Here is a 19,063-nt window from a genome sequence, read left to right as displayed (position 1 = left end):
GGCCCCGGATCCGGGGCTGCAACAAAGGACAGCCAAAGATGTATCGCTACTCCGAGTTTGACAAAGCATTCCTGGCCGCGCGCAACGCACAGTTCCGCGCCCAAGTCGAACGCCGCATCGACGGCTCGCTGACCGAGGACGAGTTCAAGCCCCTGCGCCTGATGAACGGCCTGTATCTGCAACTGCACGCCTACATGCTGCGGGTGGCCATCCCCTATGGCACGCTCAACAGCGCCCAGATGCGCCAACTGGCCCTACTGGCCGAGAAGTGGGACAAGGGCTACGGCCATTTCACCACGCGCCAGAACATCCAGTACAACTGGCCCAAGCTGCGCGACGTGCCCGACATGCTGGACGCGCTGGCCGAGGTCGGCCTGCATGCGATCCAAACCAGCGGCAACACCATCCGCAACGTGACCGCCGACCATTTCGCCGGTGCCGCCGCGGATGAAATCGCCGACCCGCGCCCCTATGCCGAGCTGCTGCGCCAGTGGTCCACCGACCACCCGGAATTTCAGTTCATGCCGCGCAAGTTCAAGATCGCGATCACCGGGTCCGAGCATGACCGCGCCGTGATCAAGGCCCATGACATCGGCCTGCAACTGGTCGAGCGCGACGGCGTTCTGGGCGCCCGCGTCTTGGTGGGCGGCGGCCTGGGCCGCACGCCGATGATCGGCAAGGAGCTGTCCGAATTCGTCGCCTTCGACGATCTGCTGGCCTATCTGGAGGCCACCGTTTCGGTCTGGAACCAGATCGGCCGGCGCGACAACAAGTACAAGGCGCGCATCAAGATCACCGTGCATGAACACGGCATCGACGTGATCCGCGCCAAGGTGAACGAGCGCTTCCTGCAGGTACGCCCACAGTTCAAGGGCGCCGACATCGCGCTGCTGGATCAGATCAAGGCGCATTTCGCCCCACCCTCCTTCCGCGAAGGTTCGGTCGCGGCGTTCGAGAGCGCCTATTCGAACGACCCGGTCTTCCGGTCGTGGATCGACACCAACATCGCGCCGCACAAGCAGGCGGATCACGCGATCGTCACGATCTCGATCAAGAAGCACGGCCAGACGCCAGGTGACGCGACCGCCGAGCAAATGCGCGTGATGGCCGATCTGGCCGAGCAATACGCCTATGACGAGCTGCGCATCAGCCACGAGCAGAATGTGATCCTGCCGCATGTCCACAAATCGGACCTGCCCGCGATCCATGCCAAGCTGAAAGAGCACAGCCTGGCCACCGCGAATATCGGTCTGATCAGCGACATCATCGCCTGCCCCGGCATGGACTATTGCGCGCTGGCGACGGCCCGCTCGATCCCGGTGGCGCAGCAGATCGCGACCCGGTTCGACGAGCTGAAGCTGGAGCACGACATCGGCCACCTGAAGATCAAGATCTCGGGCTGCATCAACGCCTGCGGGCATCACCACGTGGGTCACATCGGCATCCTGGGCCTGGATCGCGCGGGCGTCGAGAACTACCAGATCACGCTGGGCGGAGACGCCACCGAAACGGCCGCCATCGGCGACCGCACCGGTCCGGGCTTTGCCTATGACGAGATCGTGCCCGCGGTCGAACGTATCGTGGAAACCTATCTGGAACAGCGCGCAAGCGCCGAGGAGACCTTTTTGGAAACCTACCGCCGTGTTGGAATGGCCCCGTTCAAGGCGGCCCTCTACCCCGAGGCGCGGGCCAATGCCGCTTGACCTGATCCAGACGGAACTGGGCCGGGAACGACGCGAACTGACCAAAAAGGTCGAGGCGCTGAACGCCCGGTTCCGCCACCACAGCGCACATGACGTCATGCATGGTGCGCTTGAGGAGGCAGGCAACCTGGCGCTGGTCTCCAGCTTCGGTGCCGAGTCGGTGGTGTTGCTGCACATGGCTGCCGTGGTCGACAAGGCCACGCCGGTCCTGTTCATCGACACGATGATGCTGTTTACCGAGACGCTGGAATACCAGCATGAGGTCAGCGAGCGTCTGGGTTTGAAGAACGTCCAGATTATCCGCGCGGATGACGAGGATATTCAGCGCGAAGACCCCTATGGCGCACTGCGGCTGCGCGACATGGATGCCTGCTGCAACCTGCGCAAGACCTTCCCCTTGCAGCGGGCCTTGGCGGGCTATGAAGGCTGGATTACAGGGCGAAAGCGGTTCCAATCCGGTACCCGCGCCACGCTCGAGTTCTTCGAGGTCGAGGACGGCACCGGCCGGATCAAGGTGAACCCTCTGGCGCATTGGGCGCCTCAGGACGTGCGCGCCTACATGGAAGAAAACCGCCTGCCCCGGCATCCGTTGGTGGCAAAGGGCTATCCCTCGATCGGCTGTGCGCCCTGCACCTCGCCGGTGAAGGATGGCGAAGATCCCCGCGCCGGACGCTGGCGCGATCAGAACAAGGAAGAATGCGGCATCCATTTCGTCGACGGCAAAATGGTACGCAGCGGAGAGAAAACATGAACGTGATCGTGAATGACCGGGGCTTTGCCCCTGATGACTGGACCGACGGCTTTGTCACCCTTGAGGATGCCGCAAACGATGTGATCGCACTGGACGTCACCTCGGATACGGACCCCGACGAATTGTTCGAACGGCTTGGAAACACGCGCATGGTGCGCGTCGACTTTCCGTCCTTTGCCGATGGCCGAGGCTTTACCATTGCCCGTACGCTGCGCCTGAAGGGCTATGAAGGCCGCCTGCGCGCGAAGGGACACGTGTTGGCCGACCAATACGCGATGGCCCGGCGCAGCGGCTTCGACGAGGTCGAGATTGACGCAGACCTTGCCGCCCGCCAGCCCGAGGACCAATGGCTGGCCCGCGCCAACTGGCAGGACCACGATTATCAGGCCCGCCTGCGCGGCTGACGCAACGATCGGGGCAATCTGCCCCCTTTTCCTGACCTGGATCAAAGCTTAAACGGAGATGCCGGTTTACCAGACCGGTAGTGAAACGATGACAGAGATGAAGCCCGTGACCGAAGCAACCGCCGTGAAGGCCCCCGTCCTGCCGGACGCCCAGACCGTTCTGGAAGTGAAACACTGGACCGACCGCCTGTTTTCGTTCAAGGTCACGCGTCCGCAATCGCTGCGCTTCCGCTCGGGCGAATTCGTTATGATCGGCCTTTTGGGCGACAACGGAAAACCGTTGCTGCGCGCCTATTCGATCGCGTCGCCGTCGTGGGACGAGGAACTGGAATTCTATTCGATCAAGGTGCAGGACGGCCCGCTGACCTCGAAACTGCAGCACATCCAGCCCGGCGATCAGATCATTCTGCGGCCCAAACCCGTGGGTACGCTGGTGCATGATGCACTGCTGCCGGGCAAGCGCCTGTGGTTCTTTGCCACCGGAACAGGGTTTGCCCCCTTTGCCTCGCTGCTGCGCGAGCCGCAGACCTATGAGGACTACGACGAGGTCATCATCACCCACACCTGCCGCGAGGTGGCGGAGCTGGAATATGGCCGCCAGCTAATCGAGAACATCCGCAAGGACGAGTTGCTGGCCGAACTGATCGGCGAAGGTTTCGCCGACAAGATCCGCTATTACCCGACCACCACCCGCGAACAGAGCCCCAAGATGGGCCGGATCACCGACCTGCTGAAGGACGGAACTGTCTTCAAGGACGTGGGCATCGAAGGCGGCATCAAACCCGAGACCGACCGAGCGATGGTCTGCGGCAGCCTGGCCTTCAACCACGACATCAAGGCCATTCTCGAAGAGTTCGGCCTGCGCGAGGGTGCGAACTCGGACCCCAAGGAATTCGTGATCGAAAAAGCCTTTGTCGGCTGAGCCGAGATCCGGGCCGGCGAACGCCCGTTCCGCCGGCCCGAGCACCGCGTCGACACGTGCGAATTTCGTGTCATAGCACCTATATGGCGCTTGAAAGAACCTTCGTCTCAGTTTAAGTTCCCGGCTCGGAAATCGGCAATTATCAAAGGAATGAACCCATAGCCCGCAGACCTCACAACGCGCCGCCACAACGTGATACCGGCCCGCGCGTCAATGAAAAGATCCGTGCCCCCGAAATTCGCCTGATCGGCGCCGAAGGTGAGAATGTCGGGGTGGTTCATCCCGCCAAGGCCATGCAGATGGCAGCCGATGCCGGTCTTGATCTGGTCGAGATCTCGCCCAACGCGAATCCGCCGGTCTGCAAGATCATGGACTTTGGCAAGTTCAAGTACGAGCAGCAGAAACGCGAAAGCGAAGCCCGCAAGAAACAGAAGATCATCGAGGTGAAAGAGGTCAAGTTCCGGCCCAACACCGATACGCATGATTACGACGTCAAGATGCGGAACGTTTTCAAGTTTCTCGAGAATGGCGACAAGGTCAAAGTGACCCTGCGCTTCCGCGGCCGGGAAATGGCGCACCAGAACCTGGGACGCGAACTGCTCGAGCGCGTGGCGGAGGACGTCAAGGAAATCGGCAAGATCGAAAACATGCCGAAGATGGAAGGCCGCCAGATGATCATGATGATCGGACCGCTTCCCCAGAAGTGACGGCACTTGGATCCGAGTGACCAAAGCTCCCTCGTTCGAGGGAGCTTTTTTGTTTTTGGGTCACATTCAGAACGGCATGTCAAATTGCTTTGGAAATCGCAACCGACAGCTTGTCCACCAATTCGTCCAACTGCGGCTCTTCGATGATGAATGGCGGGGCCAGAAGCACATGGTCGCCTCTCCTGCCGTCGCGTGTTCCGGACATCGGATAGCAGATCAACCCCGCTTCGACGGCGGCTTTCTTGATCTTGGCCGCCACTCCCCGGGCCGGGTCAAACGGTTCGCGCGTATCTCTATCAGCCACCAGTTCGATGCCCCGGAACAGGCCGCGGCCACGGATGTCCCCGACATTGGGATGCTGGCCAAAGGCTGCTTCGAGTTTGGCTTGCAGTTTGTCACCCATGTTGCGGGCACGGGCCGGCAAATCGCGCGAGGTAAGCTCTGTCACCACTGCGAGGGCTGCAGCCGTGGCCACCGGGTGTCCGACATAGGTATGGCCGTGCTGGAAGAAACCCGAGCCATTTCGGATGGCGTCATAAATCCGATCGGTGCACAGCGTGGCACCGATGGGTTGATATCCGGCCCCCAAGCCCTTGGCGATGCAAAGAATATCCGGCGCCACCCCATCGTGGTCGCAGGCAAACAGATGGCCGGTCCGGCCCATGCCGCACATGACCTCGTCCAGGATCAACAACACGCCGTATTGATCACAGATTTCGCGGATCCGCTGGAAATACTCCTCGACCGCGGGGACGGCGCCCAATGTGGCCCCGACCACCGGTTCCGCCATAAACGCCATCACGGTCTCGGGTCCCAGCCGCTTGATCTCCACCTCAAGCTCGTTTGCCACGCGTTGGCCATAGTCATAGCTGCTCTCGCCTGCGGGCTTTTCGGCATATTCGTAGCAGGGTGCGATATGGCTCATCTCGATCAGCATTGGAGCGAATTGAGCCCGTCGCCATGCATTTCCGCCCGCTGAAAGCGCGCCCAGCGTATTGCCATGATAGCTCTGCCGCCGTGCGATAACCCGAGACCGCTCGGGCTGCCCGATTTCAAGGAAGTACTGGCGCGCCAGCTTGATCGCGGCCTCGGTCGCCTCGGACCCGCCGGACACGAAATAGACCCGGTCCAACGATCCGGGCGCATGCTGGATCAGCAGATCTGCCAGGGCTTCGGCCGGTTCTGAGGTCATGAAACCAGTATGGGCAAAAGCGATCTTCTGGACCTGCTCCTGCACCGCGTGGATCACTGCCGGGTTTGAATGTCCCAGGCACGACACGGCCGCATCCCCACAGTCGAGATACCGTTTGCCCTGCGCGTCGATCAAATAACACCCATCACCGCCGACAGCGACCGGCAATTCCGCCTTGGTGTGGCGCGGAAAAACATGGCTCATATCATTGTCCTTTCAGCAAAGCGATCAAAGCCGCAACCGAGGCCGCGTTGTCCGTCCATCGGGTTCCATCCGAGTTCGTCAGGCTGTTCTCAAAACCGACCCTGACATCGCCGCCACGAGCTGCCGCAGCCGCCAGACAGGCGTGTTCCAGACGCCCGAATGCACAAACCATCCAAGGCGTACGAGCAGCTGGAAAGGCCTCGAGGTCCGCCGGTTGGGATTCCTGCCCGATGGCATATCGTCCCAGCACCAGCAAGCGGTCTTCCTGCTCGCGCCGCACGATCCCATCCGACTGCCATCGCTCCAGCAGATCCGCATCCGTCGAATCGTAGAGGATATGCTGCACCCGAGTTCCCTGTTCCGCACACAGCGCATAGACCCGCGGGGCCAGATCGGGCGCGCGCGCAATTTCCCGAACCGAGATCGAGGCCCATTTCGGGGCCACCTGCTGCAGGCACTCCAACTGCGCAGAAACGTCAAAGATACCGGCGGCCTCGGTCGTGATCTGAACATCCATAGTGGGCACGGTTCGGGCAAGCTCGGCCATAGCCTCCCGATAGCGCCCTGCATCCAGAGAATGCGCGCCCTGCCCATCCCTGACATGCAGGTGCAACCCGTTTGCCCCGGCCGCGTGGCAGGCAATGGCCGTCTCCGCAATCTCACCGGTCGAAACCGGCAAGGCGGGGTGATCCGCATGACTGCGTCGCGCACCGTTCGGTGCGACCAAAACATACGGAAGCGACGAAGCCTGTGTGTCAGACATTGAATCATCCTATCGGTTTCTTGCGTGCTTAGCTCGTGCGAGGATGTTTTTCTCTTGTAATAATCATAACATTTGTTTTTCTACCATCATGACACCCTCAACTCACTACCTGATGGATCGGCTGCGCCGAGAGATCGACCATTTGCCGGCCCAATTGCAGGCCGCAACAAAATACATCATCGACCATCCGGGCGATTTCGGAATCGACTCCATCCGCGTGTCTGCCAAAAAGATCGGCGTCAGCACAAACGTGATCGTTCGGCTGGCGCAGCATCTTGGTTTTGATGGCTTCGAAGCCTTTCGCCGCCCTTTCCGCAGGGATCTTGTGACAGACAGCGAAGACCGCCTCAGCCGGGATTGGCTGACCCAGTTGAATGCCGGCGATGCCTTTGCGTCGGCACAGGCCAGCTATGCGCGAAACGAAATGAACGTGGTGTCACGTTCGTTGCGCCAGCTGGATCCGGGCAAGGTCAGATCCGCAGTCACCCTGATGTCCGATGCTCCCCAGTGCTTGGTCACTGCAACCCGCGCAAGCTATGCCTTGGCCTATTACTTCCACTACGCCGGACGTATGGCCCACCCGGGAATGCAGTTGATCCCCAGGCATATGGGATCGGCCATCGACGACCTTCTGAACGCCAGCGAAACCGAATGCCTGTTCGCGATCACCGTTCATCCCTATTCGGCCGACACGATACGTGCCATCCGGTCTGCCCGGGAAAAGGGTATGCGTGTTGTTCTGCTGGCCGACAGCGATGTCATTGCTCCGGGGGTCGAGGCGGACGTGATGCTGACCGTCAGCACCCGATCACAGCATCAGTTCTCCAGCTTCTCCGGAGCGATGGCCGTTCTCGAGGTTCTTCTAAGCCACCTTTTCGCAGTCAAGGGCGACGCGGCTTATCACCGGGTTCAGGACTATCAGAAAGCGCGCGAGGATGCCGGAGCCTACTGGCAGCCCAAAAGGCTTCCGCGTGTCGCGAAAAAGAAATAGGCCCCGGAACACGTCCGGGGCCCAAAGCAGTCACCGCGACCGCGTTACATGCAGGCTTGAACCGCCCGCCGGGTCATGACACCCACCAAGTGCGCGCGGTAGTCTTTGCTGCCGTGCAGATCTCCGATCATGTTCATCGGGTTGACCCGAAGATCCATAAGGGCATCGGGCCGGAATTCCTTGCTCAGCGCCTGCTCGGCTTCGCTCCAACGGAACACGCCGTCTTCGTTGGCTCCGGTCACGGCAACGCGCACCCCGTCCGCGAAGCGGGCAAGGAAAACACCCACCAGCGCAAAGCGCGAGGCAGGCTGCAGAAACTTCTGGTAACTCGCTGCCTGCGGTACCGGGAACCGGACCGTCGTGATCAGCTCGCCCTCGTCCAGCGCTGACGTGAACATGCCCTGAAAGAAGTCATCCGCGGCGATTTCGCGCGCATTTGTACGAATGGTCGCGCCTGACCCCAATGCAGCTGCGGGGTAGCAGGCCGCCGGATCGTTGTTGGCCAGTGACCCGCCTATCGTGCCTCTGTTGCGAACGGCAGGATCACCGATATGCCCCGCCAGATCAGCCAGCGCGGGATACTTGCCCGCAACTTCTGCTGCTACCGTGGCATGCGTGGTCGCCGCTCCAATCGAAATCGACCCATCATCTTCGATGCAGACGCCCTTCAACTCGGGAATGGCACCCAGGCTCACCAGCGTCGCGGGTGAGGCCAGTCTTTGCTTCATCGTCGGGATCAGGGTCTGACCGCCCCCCAACGCCTGTGCATCCTCTCCTGCCAACGCGGCAACCGCATCAGCAATGGTCGAGGGGTTCTTGAACTCGAAATTGTACATTTCGCTTTTCCTTTCCGAAAGGCGCGGAACCGCCCTTCATCTGGCATTTGATTGACCAGGAAGCGCGAGGGGCTGGCCCCTCGCACACCAACCTCTCCACTCAGCTGTTCATCGCCGCCCAAACACGCGACGGGCTGACCGGCATATCGATGTGGTCCACCGCCTCGCCGCCCGATTGCAGCGCATCGATCACGGCATTAACCACCGCAGGCGGCGATCCAATCGCCCCGGCCTCGCCGCAGCCCTTCACGCCCAGCGGGTTGTGCGTGCATGGCGTCTGGCTGGAATGATCGACGGTATAGAACGGCACGTCATCGGCCCGCGGCATGGCATAGTCCATGAAGGACGCGCTCAACAGCTGGCCGTTTTCGTCATAGACGCAGTTTTCCAGCAGGGCCTGACCGATCCCCTGCCCGATACCGCCATGCACCTGGCCGTCAACGATCATCGGGTTGATGATGTTGCCGAAATCATCCGCTGCGGTGAACCGTTCGATGGTCACCTGCCCGGTCTCAGGGTCAACCTCGACCTCGCAGGCATAGGCGCCGGCCGGGAAGGTGAAGTTGGCCGGATCATAGAACGCGGTCTCCTCCAGCCCCGGCTCGACCTCCAGCGGGAAGTTGTGCGGCACATAGGCCGTCAGGGTCACATCCCCCCAGGCCACCGACTTGTCGGTGCCGGCCACGGTGAACTGGCCATCCTTAAGCTCGATATCGGCCTCGGACGCCTCCAGCAGGTGCGCCGCGATCTTCTTGGCCTTGTCGATCACCTTCTCGGTCGCCTTGACCATGGCCGATCCACAGACCGCGAGAGAGCGCGACCCATAGGTGCCCATGCCAAACGGGATCTTCGAGGTATCGCCGTGCACGATCTCGACCATCGACTCGTCGATGCCGATCATGTCGGCCACGACCTGCGGAAAGGCGGTCTCGTGCCCCTGCCCGTGGCTGTGCGCCCCGACCATGACGCTGATCGAGCCGGTGGCGTTCACCCGAACGGTTGCCGCGTCATACAGGCCCGCACGCGCCCCCAGCATGCCTACGATGTTCGAAGGCGCGATGCCGCAGGCCTCGATATAGCAGTTCACGCCCAGGCCGCGCAGCTTGCCCCGCGCCTCGCTTTCGGCGCGACGTGCCGGGAAGCCCGCGAAATCGGCGGCCTGCTCCAGCTTGTCCATGGTGCCGTTGTAGTCGCCGGTGTCGTAGGTCAGCGCCACAGGCGTGTCATAGGGGAACTGCGTGATGAAGTTCTGCCGGCGCAGCGCCACCGGGTCGACCCCCAGCTCGCGCGCGGCTTTGTCGATCACGCGCTCCAGCTGATAGGTCGCCTCGGGGCGGCCTGCGCCGCGATAGGCATCCACCGGCACGGTGTTGGTGAACATCGCCCGCACGTTCACCTGAATGACCGGCGTCTTGTAGTTGCCTGCCATCAGCGTCCCGTGCAGCCAGGTCGGCACCGAGCTGGAAAACGTCGACAGATACGCGCCCAGATTGGCAAAAGTGTTTGTCCGCAGCCCGACGAAATTGTTGTCGGCATCCAGCGCCAGTTCGATCTTGCTGACATGGTCACGGCCCTGTGCATCCGACATGAACGCCTCGGAGCGGCTGGCCGTCCACTTGACCGGACGGTTGCAGGCCTTGGCGGCGAAGGTACAGAACGCCTCTTCCGCGTAGTGGAAGATCTTGGTGCCAAAACCGCCACCTACGTCCGGCGCCACGACGCGGACCTTGTGCTCGGGCAGGCCCAGCACGAAGGCGCACATCAGCAGCCGGATCACATGCGGGTTCTGCGAGGTGGTATAAAGCGTGTATTCATCCGTGCCCCGGCTGTATTCCGCCACGGCCACGCGCGGCTCCATCGGGTTGGCGACCAGGCGGTTGTTCACCAGTTCCAAGGTGGTGACATGCGCCGCATTGGCGAAAACCTCGTTCACCTTGGCATCGTCGGCCTCGCCCAACTGCCAGTCATAGCAGATGTTGTTTTTCAGATCGTCATGGACCAGCGGCGCGCCCTCTTCGGCGGCGGCTTTCATGTCCAGAACGGCAGGCAGTTCCTCGATATCCACGTCGATCGCTTCGGCCGCGTCGCGGGCCTGCTCAAGACTGTCGGCCACGACGGCCGCGATCGGGTCGCCCACATGGCGTACCTTGCCTTGCGCCAGGATCGGGTGCGGCGGTTCCTGCATGGGTGCGCCGTGCTTGTCGGTCACCTCCCAGCCGCAGGGCATGCCGCCCACGCCTTCGAAATCCTTGCCGGTGAACACCCGGACCACGCCGGGCATGGACTCGGCGGCGGACGTGTCGATGCTTTTGATCCGGCCATGCGCGATGTCGGATCGCAGAAAATACACATAGGCCTGACCACGTACGTTGATGTCGTCGGTGTAATTGCCCGCTCCGGTCAAAAAGCGCACGTCCTCGCGGCGCTTGGAACTGGCTCCGATGCCACTGTCTTTGGGCATAGCTTGTTCTCCTCCCATAAACGGATGCTTGCGTGCATCCCAGTCATCCCACGGGCGTTCTCAGTCACGCCCGCAGCGGCATCACTCGGCGGCGATGTGGCTGACGTCCTGGCCGGACGCGGCCATGATCGCCTTGACGATGTTGTGGTACCCGGTGCAGCGGCACAGGTTGCCTTCCAGGTATTTGCGGATTTCGGCCTCGGTCGGGCGCGGGTTTTCCTTCAGCAGGGCCGCTGCCGACATCACCATGCCGGGCGTGCAGAAACCGCATTGCAGGCCGTGATGATCCTGAAACGCCTGCTGGATCACGTTCAGCGATCCGTCCGGGTTGGCCTGCCCTTCGATGGTGCCAACCTCTGCTCCATCCGCCTCGAGCGCCAGCATGTTGCAGGACTTCACCGCCTCGCCGTTCACATGAACCACGCAGGCGCCGCATTGGGCCGTGTCACAGCCCACATGGGTACCGGTCAGGGACAGGTGATCACGCAGAAAGCTGGACAGCAGCGTCCGGCCTTCGACATCACCGCTCACGGTCTTTCCGTTCACGGTCATTGAGACCTGTGTCATAAGTTCCTCCCATTTTCGTATTTATCCTTGGCCCGAGTTAAACACGGGAAAAGTCGTTTGAGAACAAAAAACTTGGCCGTTTCCAACCCGCCCCTTGGGAGCCAACTGCCAACATGTATTGCAGGTCGCCAACGGGGCGAAACTGCCGTTACGTCACTTTGCGTTTAGCCCGAGGTTGCGGACGGGTCGGGATTTCCTTGAGCAGACCACCGACGCCCATCGCCGCGATATCGGCTCCGGTGGTCGGGATGCCGCAGGCGACCCGAGACAGCACCCAGTCAGCCCCATTCAACGCGGGCGAACGTGCGCATCCCGGCAAACCGATGACCGGCCGCTTGCCCAAAACCCCGAGAAACAACAGGTTGCCCGGATCAACCGGCATACCGAAACGGTCCACCTGCCCGCCCGCGCGCCGAACAGCCTGAGGCGCCACGTCCTCGACATCGGATGTGGCCGAGCCGGTAAGGATCATCACGATATCGGTGTTCATCCGGGACAATGCCTGCGCCAGAGCGTCGACCGCGTGCGGAACGATCTGCACGTCCTCCAGGCTCAGACCCAGGGCCTCGACCCGGCCGCGCATCGCGGCGATGCCCTTGTCGTTCGGCGGCCCGCCGGGAATGTCGGTCACCACCAACCCGGCGCTGCCAAACTTCGGCGCTGCCAGGCGAATGGCCCCTTTTGCCAGCTCGGCCGCGCGCTGAACGTCCGCCAGCGGCACCGCGTAGGAAATGACCTTGATCGTGGCGACCATGCCACCCGCACCCATCTGCTGATGCTGAGGAACGGTGGCCACAGTGATCATCGGGTTGACCTGATTGAACGCAAGCAGAGCCTCTACGTCCAGAGCGGCAACCCCAGCTTGATCCGCAATTAGGTTGACGCGGCCTGTAAACGGCTCGGTCACGCGCAAGTTGGCCCCCTTCGGATCCGGGGTCAGTGCCGCAGCCAATTGGCGCGCGGCCTCGTCCTCGTGACAGTCGCCGGGTTCCAGCCGCGCAACGACCACCTCGTACACGCCCGCCTCGGCCAAAAGGGCGACATGCGTGTCGTCCAGCATCAGTCCCTTGCGCAGCTTTTTCGTGCCAGCCATGACCGAATGCGCAAGGATCGCGCCCTTCGCGACCGCAACCGGTACAGGGCCGAACTTCATGCCTTGCCCCGCAGCACCGCCGTCATCTGCGCGATGATCGCAACGGCAATCTCGGCCGGTCCGGCCGCGCCGATATCCAGGCCGATCGGCCCGTGGATGCGCTGCAACTGTTCCGCCGAGAAGCCCGCCTCGGTCATCCGCTGCACCCGTTTCGCATGGGTGCGCGACGACCCCAGCGCGCCGATATAGAACACGTCCGAGTTCAGCGCAGCCTGCAGGGCCGGATCATCCAGCTTGGGGTCGTGGGTCAGCAGAACCACCGCCGTACGCGCATCCAGTCCGATGCTGGCCACGGCCTCGTCCGGCCAGTCGGTCAGCAACTTTTCACCGGGAAAGCGGGATTTGGACGCAAACGCCTCGCGCGGGTCGATGATGATCGGGTCATAGCCCGCGATCCGCGCCATCGGCACCAGCGCCTGCGCGATATGGACCGCGCCCACCACGATCAGCCGCAAGGGCGGGTTGTGCACGGCCACGAAGGTCTGACCGTCTTCTTCGAACCCTGAACGATCCATGCGCAACCGGTCCGCATAGGCGTTGCGCCGCAGCGCGCGGTGGCCAGTTTCGACATTGACCTCATAGGCCACGGGCTCGCGCCGCGCCCGCGCCGCCACCAGTTCGGCCAGCATCAGTTCGGGCAGGACCGAGCCCACCGGCTCGACTAGAACCCGGATCGTGCCGCCGCAGGCCAGCCCGACGGCAAAGGCATCCTCGTCGCTGACCCCGAATTCCAGCAGGCGCGCTTCGCCTTCTTCGATGGCTTCAAGCGCCTCGACGATCACCGCGCCTTCGACACATCCGCCCGAGACCGAGCCCTCGATCCGGCCGTCGCCGCTGATGACCAACTGAGCGCCCACCCGCCGAGGTGCGCTGCCCCAGGTTTCGACGACCGTCGCCAGAACCGCACCGCGACCCTCGCGAAACCACGCCAATGCCGTTTCCGGACTGTTGTCAAATCTGTCCATCGGACCCTCCCGCGGTGGTTCGCATCAACATAAGCAGGATTGACGCGATGAAAAGCAAGGAGCGCGTTCTCGGGTGGATTATCTCGAGCACCGACCCTGCCAACTTGGTTCTTCACGTGACGCAGAAGGCAGGTTTCGGCCGAAGTCCGCGACAGACAATCAAACATTTGATTGTTTTTCGGACGCCGACTAGCCTGCGGACAGGCCCGACTTGCGGCCGAATTGACGCAAGAGATTTCGTAAAGGAGACAATGTCTTGAAACAGATATTTACACTAACCATCGGCGCAGCGGCATTGATTGCAGGCAGCGCCTGGGCCGACACTTTCGAACGCTACGGAGAGGTCGAGGGCTGGAAAGTCTTTGTCGACAAGGACAAGAAGTCATGCCTGATCGAAGCGGTCGATGATGCCGAGAACGTGGTGCAGATGGGTCTGACCGAAGACCGCAGCGTTGGATATGTCGGTGTGTTTACCAAGGCGGAAACCGACATCAAGCGCGGCGACAAGGAGGCAGTCGCGATCCTGCTGGGCGACAACCTGTATGTCGGTGAGGCGACCGGCATGAAGGGCAACATCACCAAGGGGTATTCGGGCGGCTATGTCCTGTCGGACGACCCCCAATTCGCCGACGACCTGGCCAAGCAAAAGGTCATGGCGGTGTTCCCCGAGAAGTCCTTTGGCTTCACCGTCGATCTGACCGGCACCTACAAGGCCATGGAAATGGCGCGCGAGTGCAACGAAAAGCAACTGCAGTAACGTTAGCCTGAAAGCGCGGCCAACAACCGCGCTTTCTCTCCCTGGTCGTCGGGTCGTGAAATCACGGCGGCCAGATCCTCAAGCGATGCAATCGAATGACCGGCACGGAAGCTGTCCACATGCGGCAGCATGGTGGCGACGCCTTGCGCCTTTGGCGCGAACCCGTCCCAGCGCAGCAGCGGGTTCAGCCAGATCAACCGCCGGGCCGACAGATGCAGGCGTTCGATCTCTTTTTCCAGCAGATCGGGGTCACCCCGTTCCAGCCCGTCGGTGATCAGTAGCACCACGGCCCCCTGCCCCATCACCCGGCGCGACCAGTCGCGGTTGAACTGGTGCAGGCATTCGCCGATGCGCGTGCCGCCCTCCCAATCCTGAGCCTCGGCCCCGGCGGCGGCCAGCGCGGCATCGACGTCGCGCTGATGCAGGTGCCGCGTGATGTTCGTCAGCCGCGTGCCGAAGGTGAACGCATGCACCTTGGCCCAGCCGGCCCCCTTGGCGTTCGAGACCGTGTGCAGAAAGTGCAGGATGATCCGGCTGTACTGGCTCATCGACCCCGAGATGTCACACAGCGCGATCAAGTTGGGCCAGCGCGGTTTCGGTTTGACCAGTGCGATCTGGTGCATCTCGCCGCCCTGACGCATGGCCGCGCGCAAGGTGCGCGCCCGGTCGATCCGCTGGCCCAGATGGCTGGCCTGCCCCCGGCGCGAGGCGATCGGGTCCACAGGCAATTTCAGCCGCGCCAGAATCCGCTTGGCCTGCGCGGTTTCCGCGGTGCTCATCTGTTCGAAATCCAGCGACCGCAGCCGTTCCTCGGACGAGGCGGTCTGCGTGGCATCAATCTCGATTTCGCTTTCGCCTTCTTGCTCGACGTCCTTGGGCTCGTCCCGTTCGACACCGTCCAGCAGGGCCTCGGCCGCGCGTTTTTCGCCCGCTTCGGCCATGCGTTCCTCCTGAACGCCACGAATGGCCGGCAGCATCATCGACATCATGTGCTCAAGATACCGCGGGTCGCGCCAGTACAGGCGGAAGATCTGGGCAAACACGGTGCGATGCTCGGGCCGGTTCACGAAACAGGCGTGCAGGGTCCAATAGAAATCCTGCTTGCGGGTAAAGCCCGCCGCCTGCACCGCGCGGATGGCATCGACCACGCGGCCGGGGCCGATCGGCAGCCCGGCCTTGCGCAAGGCGCGCGCGAAATGGGTGATGTTCTGCGCCAGTTTCGGATCGGCCGGGATATCCAGCGGAAGCTGTTCGGCCATCGCTAGGCCCCCGGAGTGTTTTGGCGCCGCGACGACATCAGACTGGTTCGAGCGTGGCTTTGGCCTGATCCAGAATGCGCTTGGCCTCGGAGCCTTGAAGTTTCTGGATGTCGTCCTGGTATTTCAGGATCGCGCCCAGCGTGTCGCCGATCACCTCGGGGCTGAGGTTGATCACGTCCAGCGCCAGCAGGCACTTCGCCCAGTCGATGGTCTCGGCCACGCCGGGTTTCTTGAACAGGTCCTCGGTGCGCAGATGCTGGACAAAGGCCACAACCTCGCGGCTCAGCGCCTCGGCGGCCTCGGGCGCGCGGGCGTGCAGGATCTCCAACTCTCGGTCGAAATCGGGGTAATCGACCCAGTGGTAAAGGCAGCGGCGCTTGAGCGCGTCATGCACCTCGCGCGTGCGGTTCGACGTGACGATGACGATAGGCGGTTCGGGCGCCTTGATCGTGCCGATCTCGGGGATCGTCACCTGGAAGTCGCTCAGTGCCTCCAGCAGGAAGGCCTCGAACGGTTCGTCGGTGCGGTCCAACTCGTCGATCAGCAGCACCGGCGGGCCAGCCGGGTCGGGCTCCATCGCCTCGAGCAGCGGGCGGCGGATCAGATAGTCGCCGCTAAACAGTTCCTCCTGCAGACCCTTCCGGTCGGACCCGCCGACCGCCTCGGCGGTGCGGATGGCCACCATCTGCGCGGGAAAGTTCCATTCATAGACGGCCGATGACGCATCGAGCCCTTCATAGCATTGCAGCCGGATCAGGCGGCGGCCAAGTCCAGAGGCCAGGGCCTTGGCGATCTCGGTCTTGCCGACGCCCGCTTCACCTTCCAGAAACAGCGGCCGGCCCAGTCTCAGCGACAGGAACACCACGGTGGCCAGGGCGCGGCCACAGACATAGCCCTGTTCGCCCAGCATCTTCTGAACGGCGTCGATGGAATCTGGCTGGCTCATGTGTCTCAATCTCCCTTGGCACAACAGGTCATGGCTGCCGCTGCGCGTCAAGACCGTGATCTTTCCGGGACTTGCGGCAATCTGGTCGCCTGACAAGGTTTGTTGTCACTTTCCCGTGCGGCCGGCCTGTGCTAGCCCGGCGCCATGACCGATACTCTGACGCTCCGCCGCCCCGATGACTGGCACCTGCATCTGCGCGATGGCGCCATGCTGCAGGCCGTCCTGCCCGAAACCGCCCGCCATTTCGCGCGGGCCATCATCATGCCCAACCTGGTGCCCCCGGTGGTCACCGGCGCTCAGGCCGCGTCCTATCGCGACCGTATCCTGGCCGCCCTGTCCGAAGGCATGAGCTTTGAGCCGTTGATGACCCTGTACCTGACCGAGGATACCGACCCCGACGACATGGCCGCGGCCCATGCCAGCGGTCTGGTCAAGGCGGTCAAGCTGTACCCGGCCGGGGCCACGACCAATTCGGCCTCGGGTGTGCGGGATTTCGACAAGGTGCGCCCCGTGCTGGACCGGATGGCCGAGATCGGCCTGCCGCTCTGCGTGCATGGCGAGGTTACCGATGCCGAGATCGACATCTTCGACCGCGAGGCGGTGTTCATCGACCGCGTTCTGGACCCGATCCGCAAGGCCACGCCGGGCCTGCGCGTGGTGATGGAGCATATCACCACCCGCGACGGCGTGGAGTATGTGCGCGCGAACGAAACCGACCTGGGCGCCACGATCACCGCGCATCACCTGATCATCAACCGCAACCACATCCTTGTGGGCGGGATCAAGCCGCACTACTACTGCCTGCCCGTTGCCAAACGCGAAGAGCACCGCAAGGCGCTGGTCGATGCCGCGACCTCGGGCGACGAACGGTTCTTTCTGGGGACTGACAGCGCCCCGCATACGGATGCCAACAAGGAAATGGCCTGCGGCTGCGCGGGATGTTTCACCGCCACGAACACCATGTCGCTGGTGGCCGAGGTCTTTGACCGCGCGGGTGCGCTGGACAAGCTGGAAGGGTTCACCTCGGTCAACGGGCCAAGGTTCTACCGGCTGCCCGTCAACGATCAGACCATCACCCTGCAGAAGGGCGAACCGGTCACCTACCCCGACAAGATCGAAACGCGCGATGGCCCGGTCACCGTGTTCGACCCCGGCTTCCCGCTGCACTGGCGCGTGGTCTAATTGACCAGCCGCTTCGCCAGATCCGCTGCGCGCCCGCCGGTGCGCAGCATCGACCAGATCGCATCCGCGTCGTCCGCGTCGATCAGTTTGGCGGCCTTGTCACGGACCCGGTCCTCACGTTCGGAAATCGAGATCGGCTCGGCCAGATCGTGGGTCGTCTCGCGCCGCGCTCCGTCCCGCCGCAGCAGCGCCAAGCGGGCCTCGGTCTCGGACAGCGTTTCGTCCGCTTCGACCGTGATCCGGTCGCGCAGCGATTGCAGGCGCGGATCGGCGCAGACCTTGTCCGTGTAGCTTTCAGGCAGGGCCGTATCGTATCCTAGCGCCTGCATCGCGATCACAGTCCGATAGGAAAACTTGGCGCCCAGCCCGGTTGTCGGTGCGGTCTGATTGCAGACGCTCATCCATCGGGGATGGGTGCGGATCTTGATCTCGGCCACCTCGGGTTCAGCGATGTCCAGATCGCGCGCCGCCTCGAGCGCGGCGTGCAGCCCGTGGCAGCAGGCGTGGAACTTGTGGCTGACGCTTTCGAACAGCCACTCATCCCCAAGCCCCGACAGAGCTGTGCCTGTGCCATCGGCACCGTGATGGGTCGCGCCAAACCCTAACGGGCCGGTCAGAGCATCGGGATTGGGAACGAACCCCCGCTGCACCAGCAGCGCGGCCTCGACCCCGACCGAAGCCGCCTGCCCCGCATTGTAGGGCTTGCCCATGGTGCCAAACTGCGCCTTGAGGCCCGCCGCCCGGGTCGCGGTCAGCCCCAGAACCCGGCGCATGGCCGCCGGATCGAATCCCAGCAGGCGGGCGGCCGCCACGGCCGCTCCGAACGCCCCCGCCGTCGCGGTCTGGTGAAACCCGACCTGATAATGCCCCCGCCCCAGCCACAGGCCAATGCGGATGGACAGTTCCATCCCCACCAAGGCCGCCTCGAGCAAATCGACGATGGGCTGATCCTGCCATTCGGCCACGGCCAGCGCGGCGGGAAACACCGCCACCGAGGGGTGGCCGATATGGGCGAAATGCGTGTCGTCATAGTCCAGCGCATGCGACACCGTGCCGTTGACCAAAGCCGCAGCGCGCATCGGCGCGGCCCCGCCGCCGAACAGGGTGGCCTGTCTGGCCCCGCCTTCGTCCAGCACCATCCTTCGCAGGATGCGCGAGACCGGTTCATTGACCCCTGCGCGCCCAACCGCCAGCCAGTCGAGCGCGGACAGAGACGTGACGATCCGCGCCTGCGCGGTTGTCTTGACCGGGCCTGCGGCGAATTCGGAAAGAGTGCGTGTGAATTCAGTCATGCGGCGCA

At 62.9% G+C, this 19,063-nt stretch carries 18 protein-coding genes; 8 read left to right on the top strand and 10 right to left on the bottom strand.

What is annotated here, in order from left to right; genetic code table 11:
- Positions 1–38 precede the first annotated feature (38 nt).
- From ACR0CU_RS04715 to infC, 5 genes are all read left to right on the top strand, one after another.
- Positions 39–1,703, top strand: coding sequence for a nitrite/sulfite reductase (locus ACR0CU_RS04715; RefSeq protein ID WP_170445709.1), 1,665 nt, complete (start codon positions 39–41; stop codon positions 1,701–1,703).
- Positions 1,693–2,454 (top strand): phosphoadenylyl-sulfate reductase, encoded by a 762-nt coding sequence (locus ACR0CU_RS04710; protein WP_170445706.1) that lies wholly within the window; start codon positions 1,693–1,695, stop codon positions 2,452–2,454. Before ACR0CU_RS04715 ends, ACR0CU_RS04710 begins: the two co-directional genes overlap by 11 nt.
- Positions 2,451–2,858, top strand: coding sequence for a DUF934 domain-containing protein (locus ACR0CU_RS04705; RefSeq protein ID WP_170437379.1), 408 nt, complete (start codon positions 2,451–2,453; stop codon positions 2,856–2,858). The genes ACR0CU_RS04710 and ACR0CU_RS04705 overlap by 4 nt, the downstream gene beginning before the upstream one ends.
- 88 nt (positions 2,859–2,946) lie before the next feature.
- On the top strand, positions 2,947–3,780 hold the full coding sequence (locus ACR0CU_RS04700) for a ferredoxin--NADP reductase (protein WP_170445705.1): 834 nt from the start codon (positions 2,947–2,949) through the stop codon (positions 3,778–3,780).
- 131 nt (positions 3,781–3,911) lie between these two features.
- Positions 3,912–4,487 (top strand): translation initiation factor IF-3, encoded by a 576-nt coding sequence (gene infC / locus ACR0CU_RS04695; protein WP_311201685.1) that lies wholly within the window; start codon positions 3,912–3,914, stop codon positions 4,485–4,487.
- Between the two features lie 79 nt (positions 4,488–4,566).
- On the opposite strand, the gene ACR0CU_RS04690 is transcribed toward infC, so the two are convergent.
- Complete coding sequence (locus tag ACR0CU_RS04690) at positions 4,567–5,883, bottom strand: aspartate aminotransferase family protein (RefSeq protein ID WP_170523936.1); 1,317 nt, start codon at positions 5,881–5,883, stop codon at positions 4,567–4,569.
- Between the two features lies 1 nt (position 5,884).
- Positions 5,885–6,646 carry a beta-keto acid cleavage family enzyme gene (locus tag ACR0CU_RS04685; RefSeq protein WP_480642554.1) on the bottom strand — a complete coding sequence of 254 codons (762 nt, stop codon included), beginning with the start codon at positions 6,644–6,646 and terminating at the stop codon, positions 5,885–5,887.
- Between the two features lie 88 nt (positions 6,647–6,734).
- Here ACR0CU_RS04685 and ACR0CU_RS04680 point away from each other — a divergent pair, with 88 nt between their 5' ends.
- The gene (locus ACR0CU_RS04680; protein WP_480642552.1) at positions 6,735–7,637 is read left to right on the top strand and encodes a MurR/RpiR family transcriptional regulator; all 903 of its coding nucleotides are present in this window, start codon (positions 6,735–6,737) and stop codon (positions 7,635–7,637) included.
- Between the two features lie 44 nt (positions 7,638–7,681).
- On the opposite strand, the gene ACR0CU_RS04675 is transcribed toward ACR0CU_RS04680, so the two are convergent.
- From ACR0CU_RS04675 to ACR0CU_RS04655, 5 genes are all read right to left on the bottom strand, one after another.
- Positions 7,682–8,473, bottom strand: a complete 792-nt coding sequence (locus ACR0CU_RS04675) for an FAD binding domain-containing protein (protein WP_480642551.1) — start codon at positions 8,471–8,473, stop codon at positions 7,682–7,684.
- A 100-nt stretch (positions 8,474–8,573) separates the two neighbouring features.
- Positions 8,574–10,934 carry a xanthine dehydrogenase family protein molybdopterin-binding subunit gene (locus tag ACR0CU_RS04670; RefSeq protein WP_480642549.1) on the bottom strand — a complete coding sequence of 787 codons (2,361 nt, stop codon included), beginning with the start codon at positions 10,932–10,934 and terminating at the stop codon, positions 8,574–8,576.
- Positions 10,935–11,015: 81 nt separating this feature from the next.
- A complete protein-coding gene (locus ACR0CU_RS04665) occupies positions 11,016–11,501 on the bottom strand; it encodes a (2Fe-2S)-binding protein (RefSeq protein ID WP_149775244.1) in 486 nt (161 codons plus the stop codon).
- A gap of 148 nt (positions 11,502–11,649) precedes the next feature.
- Positions 11,650–12,654: a molybdopterin-binding protein gene (locus ACR0CU_RS04660; protein WP_170445691.1), complete on the bottom strand. Its 1,005-nt coding sequence runs from the start codon at positions 12,652–12,654 to the stop codon at positions 11,650–11,652.
- Positions 12,651–13,619, bottom strand: a complete 969-nt coding sequence (locus ACR0CU_RS04655; RefSeq protein ID WP_170445688.1) for an XdhC family protein — start codon at positions 13,617–13,619, stop codon at positions 12,651–12,653. Before ACR0CU_RS04655 ends, ACR0CU_RS04660 begins: the two co-directional genes overlap by 4 nt.
- 256 nt (positions 13,620–13,875) lie before the next feature.
- On the opposite strand from ACR0CU_RS04655, the gene ACR0CU_RS04650 reads away from it, so the two are divergent.
- Positions 13,876–14,376: a hypothetical protein gene (locus ACR0CU_RS04650; protein ID WP_170338859.1), complete on the top strand. Its 501-nt coding sequence runs from the start codon at positions 13,876–13,878 to the stop codon at positions 14,374–14,376.
- Positions 14,377–14,378: 2 nt separating this feature from the next.
- On the opposite strand, the gene ACR0CU_RS04645 is transcribed toward ACR0CU_RS04650, so the two are convergent.
- The gene (locus tag ACR0CU_RS04645; RefSeq protein ID WP_170442582.1) at positions 14,379–15,635 is read right to left on the bottom strand and encodes a vWA domain-containing protein; all 1,257 of its coding nucleotides are present in this window, start codon (positions 15,633–15,635) and stop codon (positions 14,379–14,381) included.
- Positions 15,636–15,672: 37 nt separating this feature from the next.
- Entirely contained in the window at positions 15,673–16,581 is a 909-nt protein-coding gene (locus ACR0CU_RS04640; protein ID WP_073279503.1) for an AAA family ATPase, read from the bottom strand.
- A 144-nt stretch (positions 16,582–16,725) separates the two neighbouring features.
- Between ACR0CU_RS04640 and pyrC the strand changes: the two genes are divergently transcribed.
- Entirely contained in the window at positions 16,726–17,763 is a 1,038-nt protein-coding gene (pyrC, locus tag ACR0CU_RS04635; RefSeq protein WP_170445684.1) for a dihydroorotase, read from the top strand.
- Here pyrC and ACR0CU_RS04630 read toward each other — a convergent pair.
- A complete protein-coding gene (locus tag ACR0CU_RS04630; protein ID WP_170445681.1) occupies positions 17,760–19,055 on the bottom strand; it encodes an MmgE/PrpD family protein in 1,296 nt (431 codons plus the stop codon). The genes pyrC and ACR0CU_RS04630 overlap by 4 nt on opposite strands.
- Between the last annotated feature and the right edge of the window lie 8 nt (positions 19,056–19,063).

This window comes from Ruegeria sp. BC2 (genome assembly GCF_056539245.1).
The sequence above is the reverse complement of the archived record's forward strand: the minus strand, read 5'-3'. Positions and strand labels throughout refer to the sequence as shown.

Bases quoted from the DNA above. Each gene is read 5' to 3' on its own strand.
- ACR0CU_RS04710 (WP_170445706.1), top strand. From the start codon at position 1,693: ATGCCGCTTGACCTGATCCAGACGGAACTGGGCCGGGAACGACGCGAA.
- ACR0CU_RS04670 (WP_480642549.1), bottom strand. From the start codon at position 10,934: ATGCCCAAAGACAGTGGCATCGGAGCCAGTTCCAAGCGCCGCGAGGAC.
- ACR0CU_RS04690 (WP_170523936.1), bottom strand. From the start codon at position 5,883: ATGAGCCATGTTTTTCCGCGCCACACCAAGGCGGAATTGCCGGTCGCT.
- ACR0CU_RS04715 (WP_170445709.1), top strand. From the start codon at position 39: ATGTATCGCTACTCCGAGTTTGACAAAGCATTCCTGGCCGCGCGCAAC.
- ACR0CU_RS04655 (WP_170445688.1), bottom strand. From the start codon at position 13,619: ATGGACAGATTTGACAACAGTCCGGAAACGGCATTGGCGTGGTTTCGC.
- ACR0CU_RS04645 (WP_170442582.1), bottom strand. From the start codon at position 15,635: ATGGCCGAACAGCTTCCGCTGGATATCCCGGCCGATCCGAAACTGGCG.
- ACR0CU_RS04630 (WP_170445681.1), bottom strand. From the start codon at position 19,055: ATGACTGAATTCACACGCACTCTTTCCGAATTCGCCGCAGGCCCGGTC.
- ACR0CU_RS04680 (WP_480642552.1), top strand. From the start codon at position 6,735: ATGACACCCTCAACTCACTACCTGATGGATCGGCTGCGCCGAGAGATC.
- ACR0CU_RS04700 (WP_170445705.1), top strand. From the start codon at position 2,947: ATGACAGAGATGAAGCCCGTGACCGAAGCAACCGCCGTGAAGGCCCCC.
- ACR0CU_RS04705 (WP_170437379.1), top strand. From the start codon at position 2,451: ATGAACGTGATCGTGAATGACCGGGGCTTTGCCCCTGATGACTGGACC.
- ACR0CU_RS04675 (WP_480642551.1), bottom strand. From the start codon at position 8,473: ATGTACAATTTCGAGTTCAAGAACCCCTCGACCATTGCTGATGCGGTT.
- ACR0CU_RS04640 (WP_073279503.1), bottom strand. From the start codon at position 16,581: ATGAGCCAGCCAGATTCCATCGACGCCGTTCAGAAGATGCTGGGCGAA.
- ACR0CU_RS04660 (WP_170445691.1), bottom strand. From the start codon at position 12,654: ATGAAGTTCGGCCCTGTACCGGTTGCGGTCGCGAAGGGCGCGATCCTT.
- ACR0CU_RS04665 (WP_149775244.1), bottom strand. From the start codon at position 11,501: ATGACACAGGTCTCAATGACCGTGAACGGAAAGACCGTGAGCGGTGAT.
- ACR0CU_RS04685 (WP_480642554.1), bottom strand. From the start codon at position 6,646: ATGTCTGACACACAGGCTTCGTCGCTTCCGTATGTTTTGGTCGCACCG.
- pyrC (WP_170445684.1), top strand. From the start codon at position 16,726: ATGACCGATACTCTGACGCTCCGCCGCCCCGATGACTGGCACCTGCAT.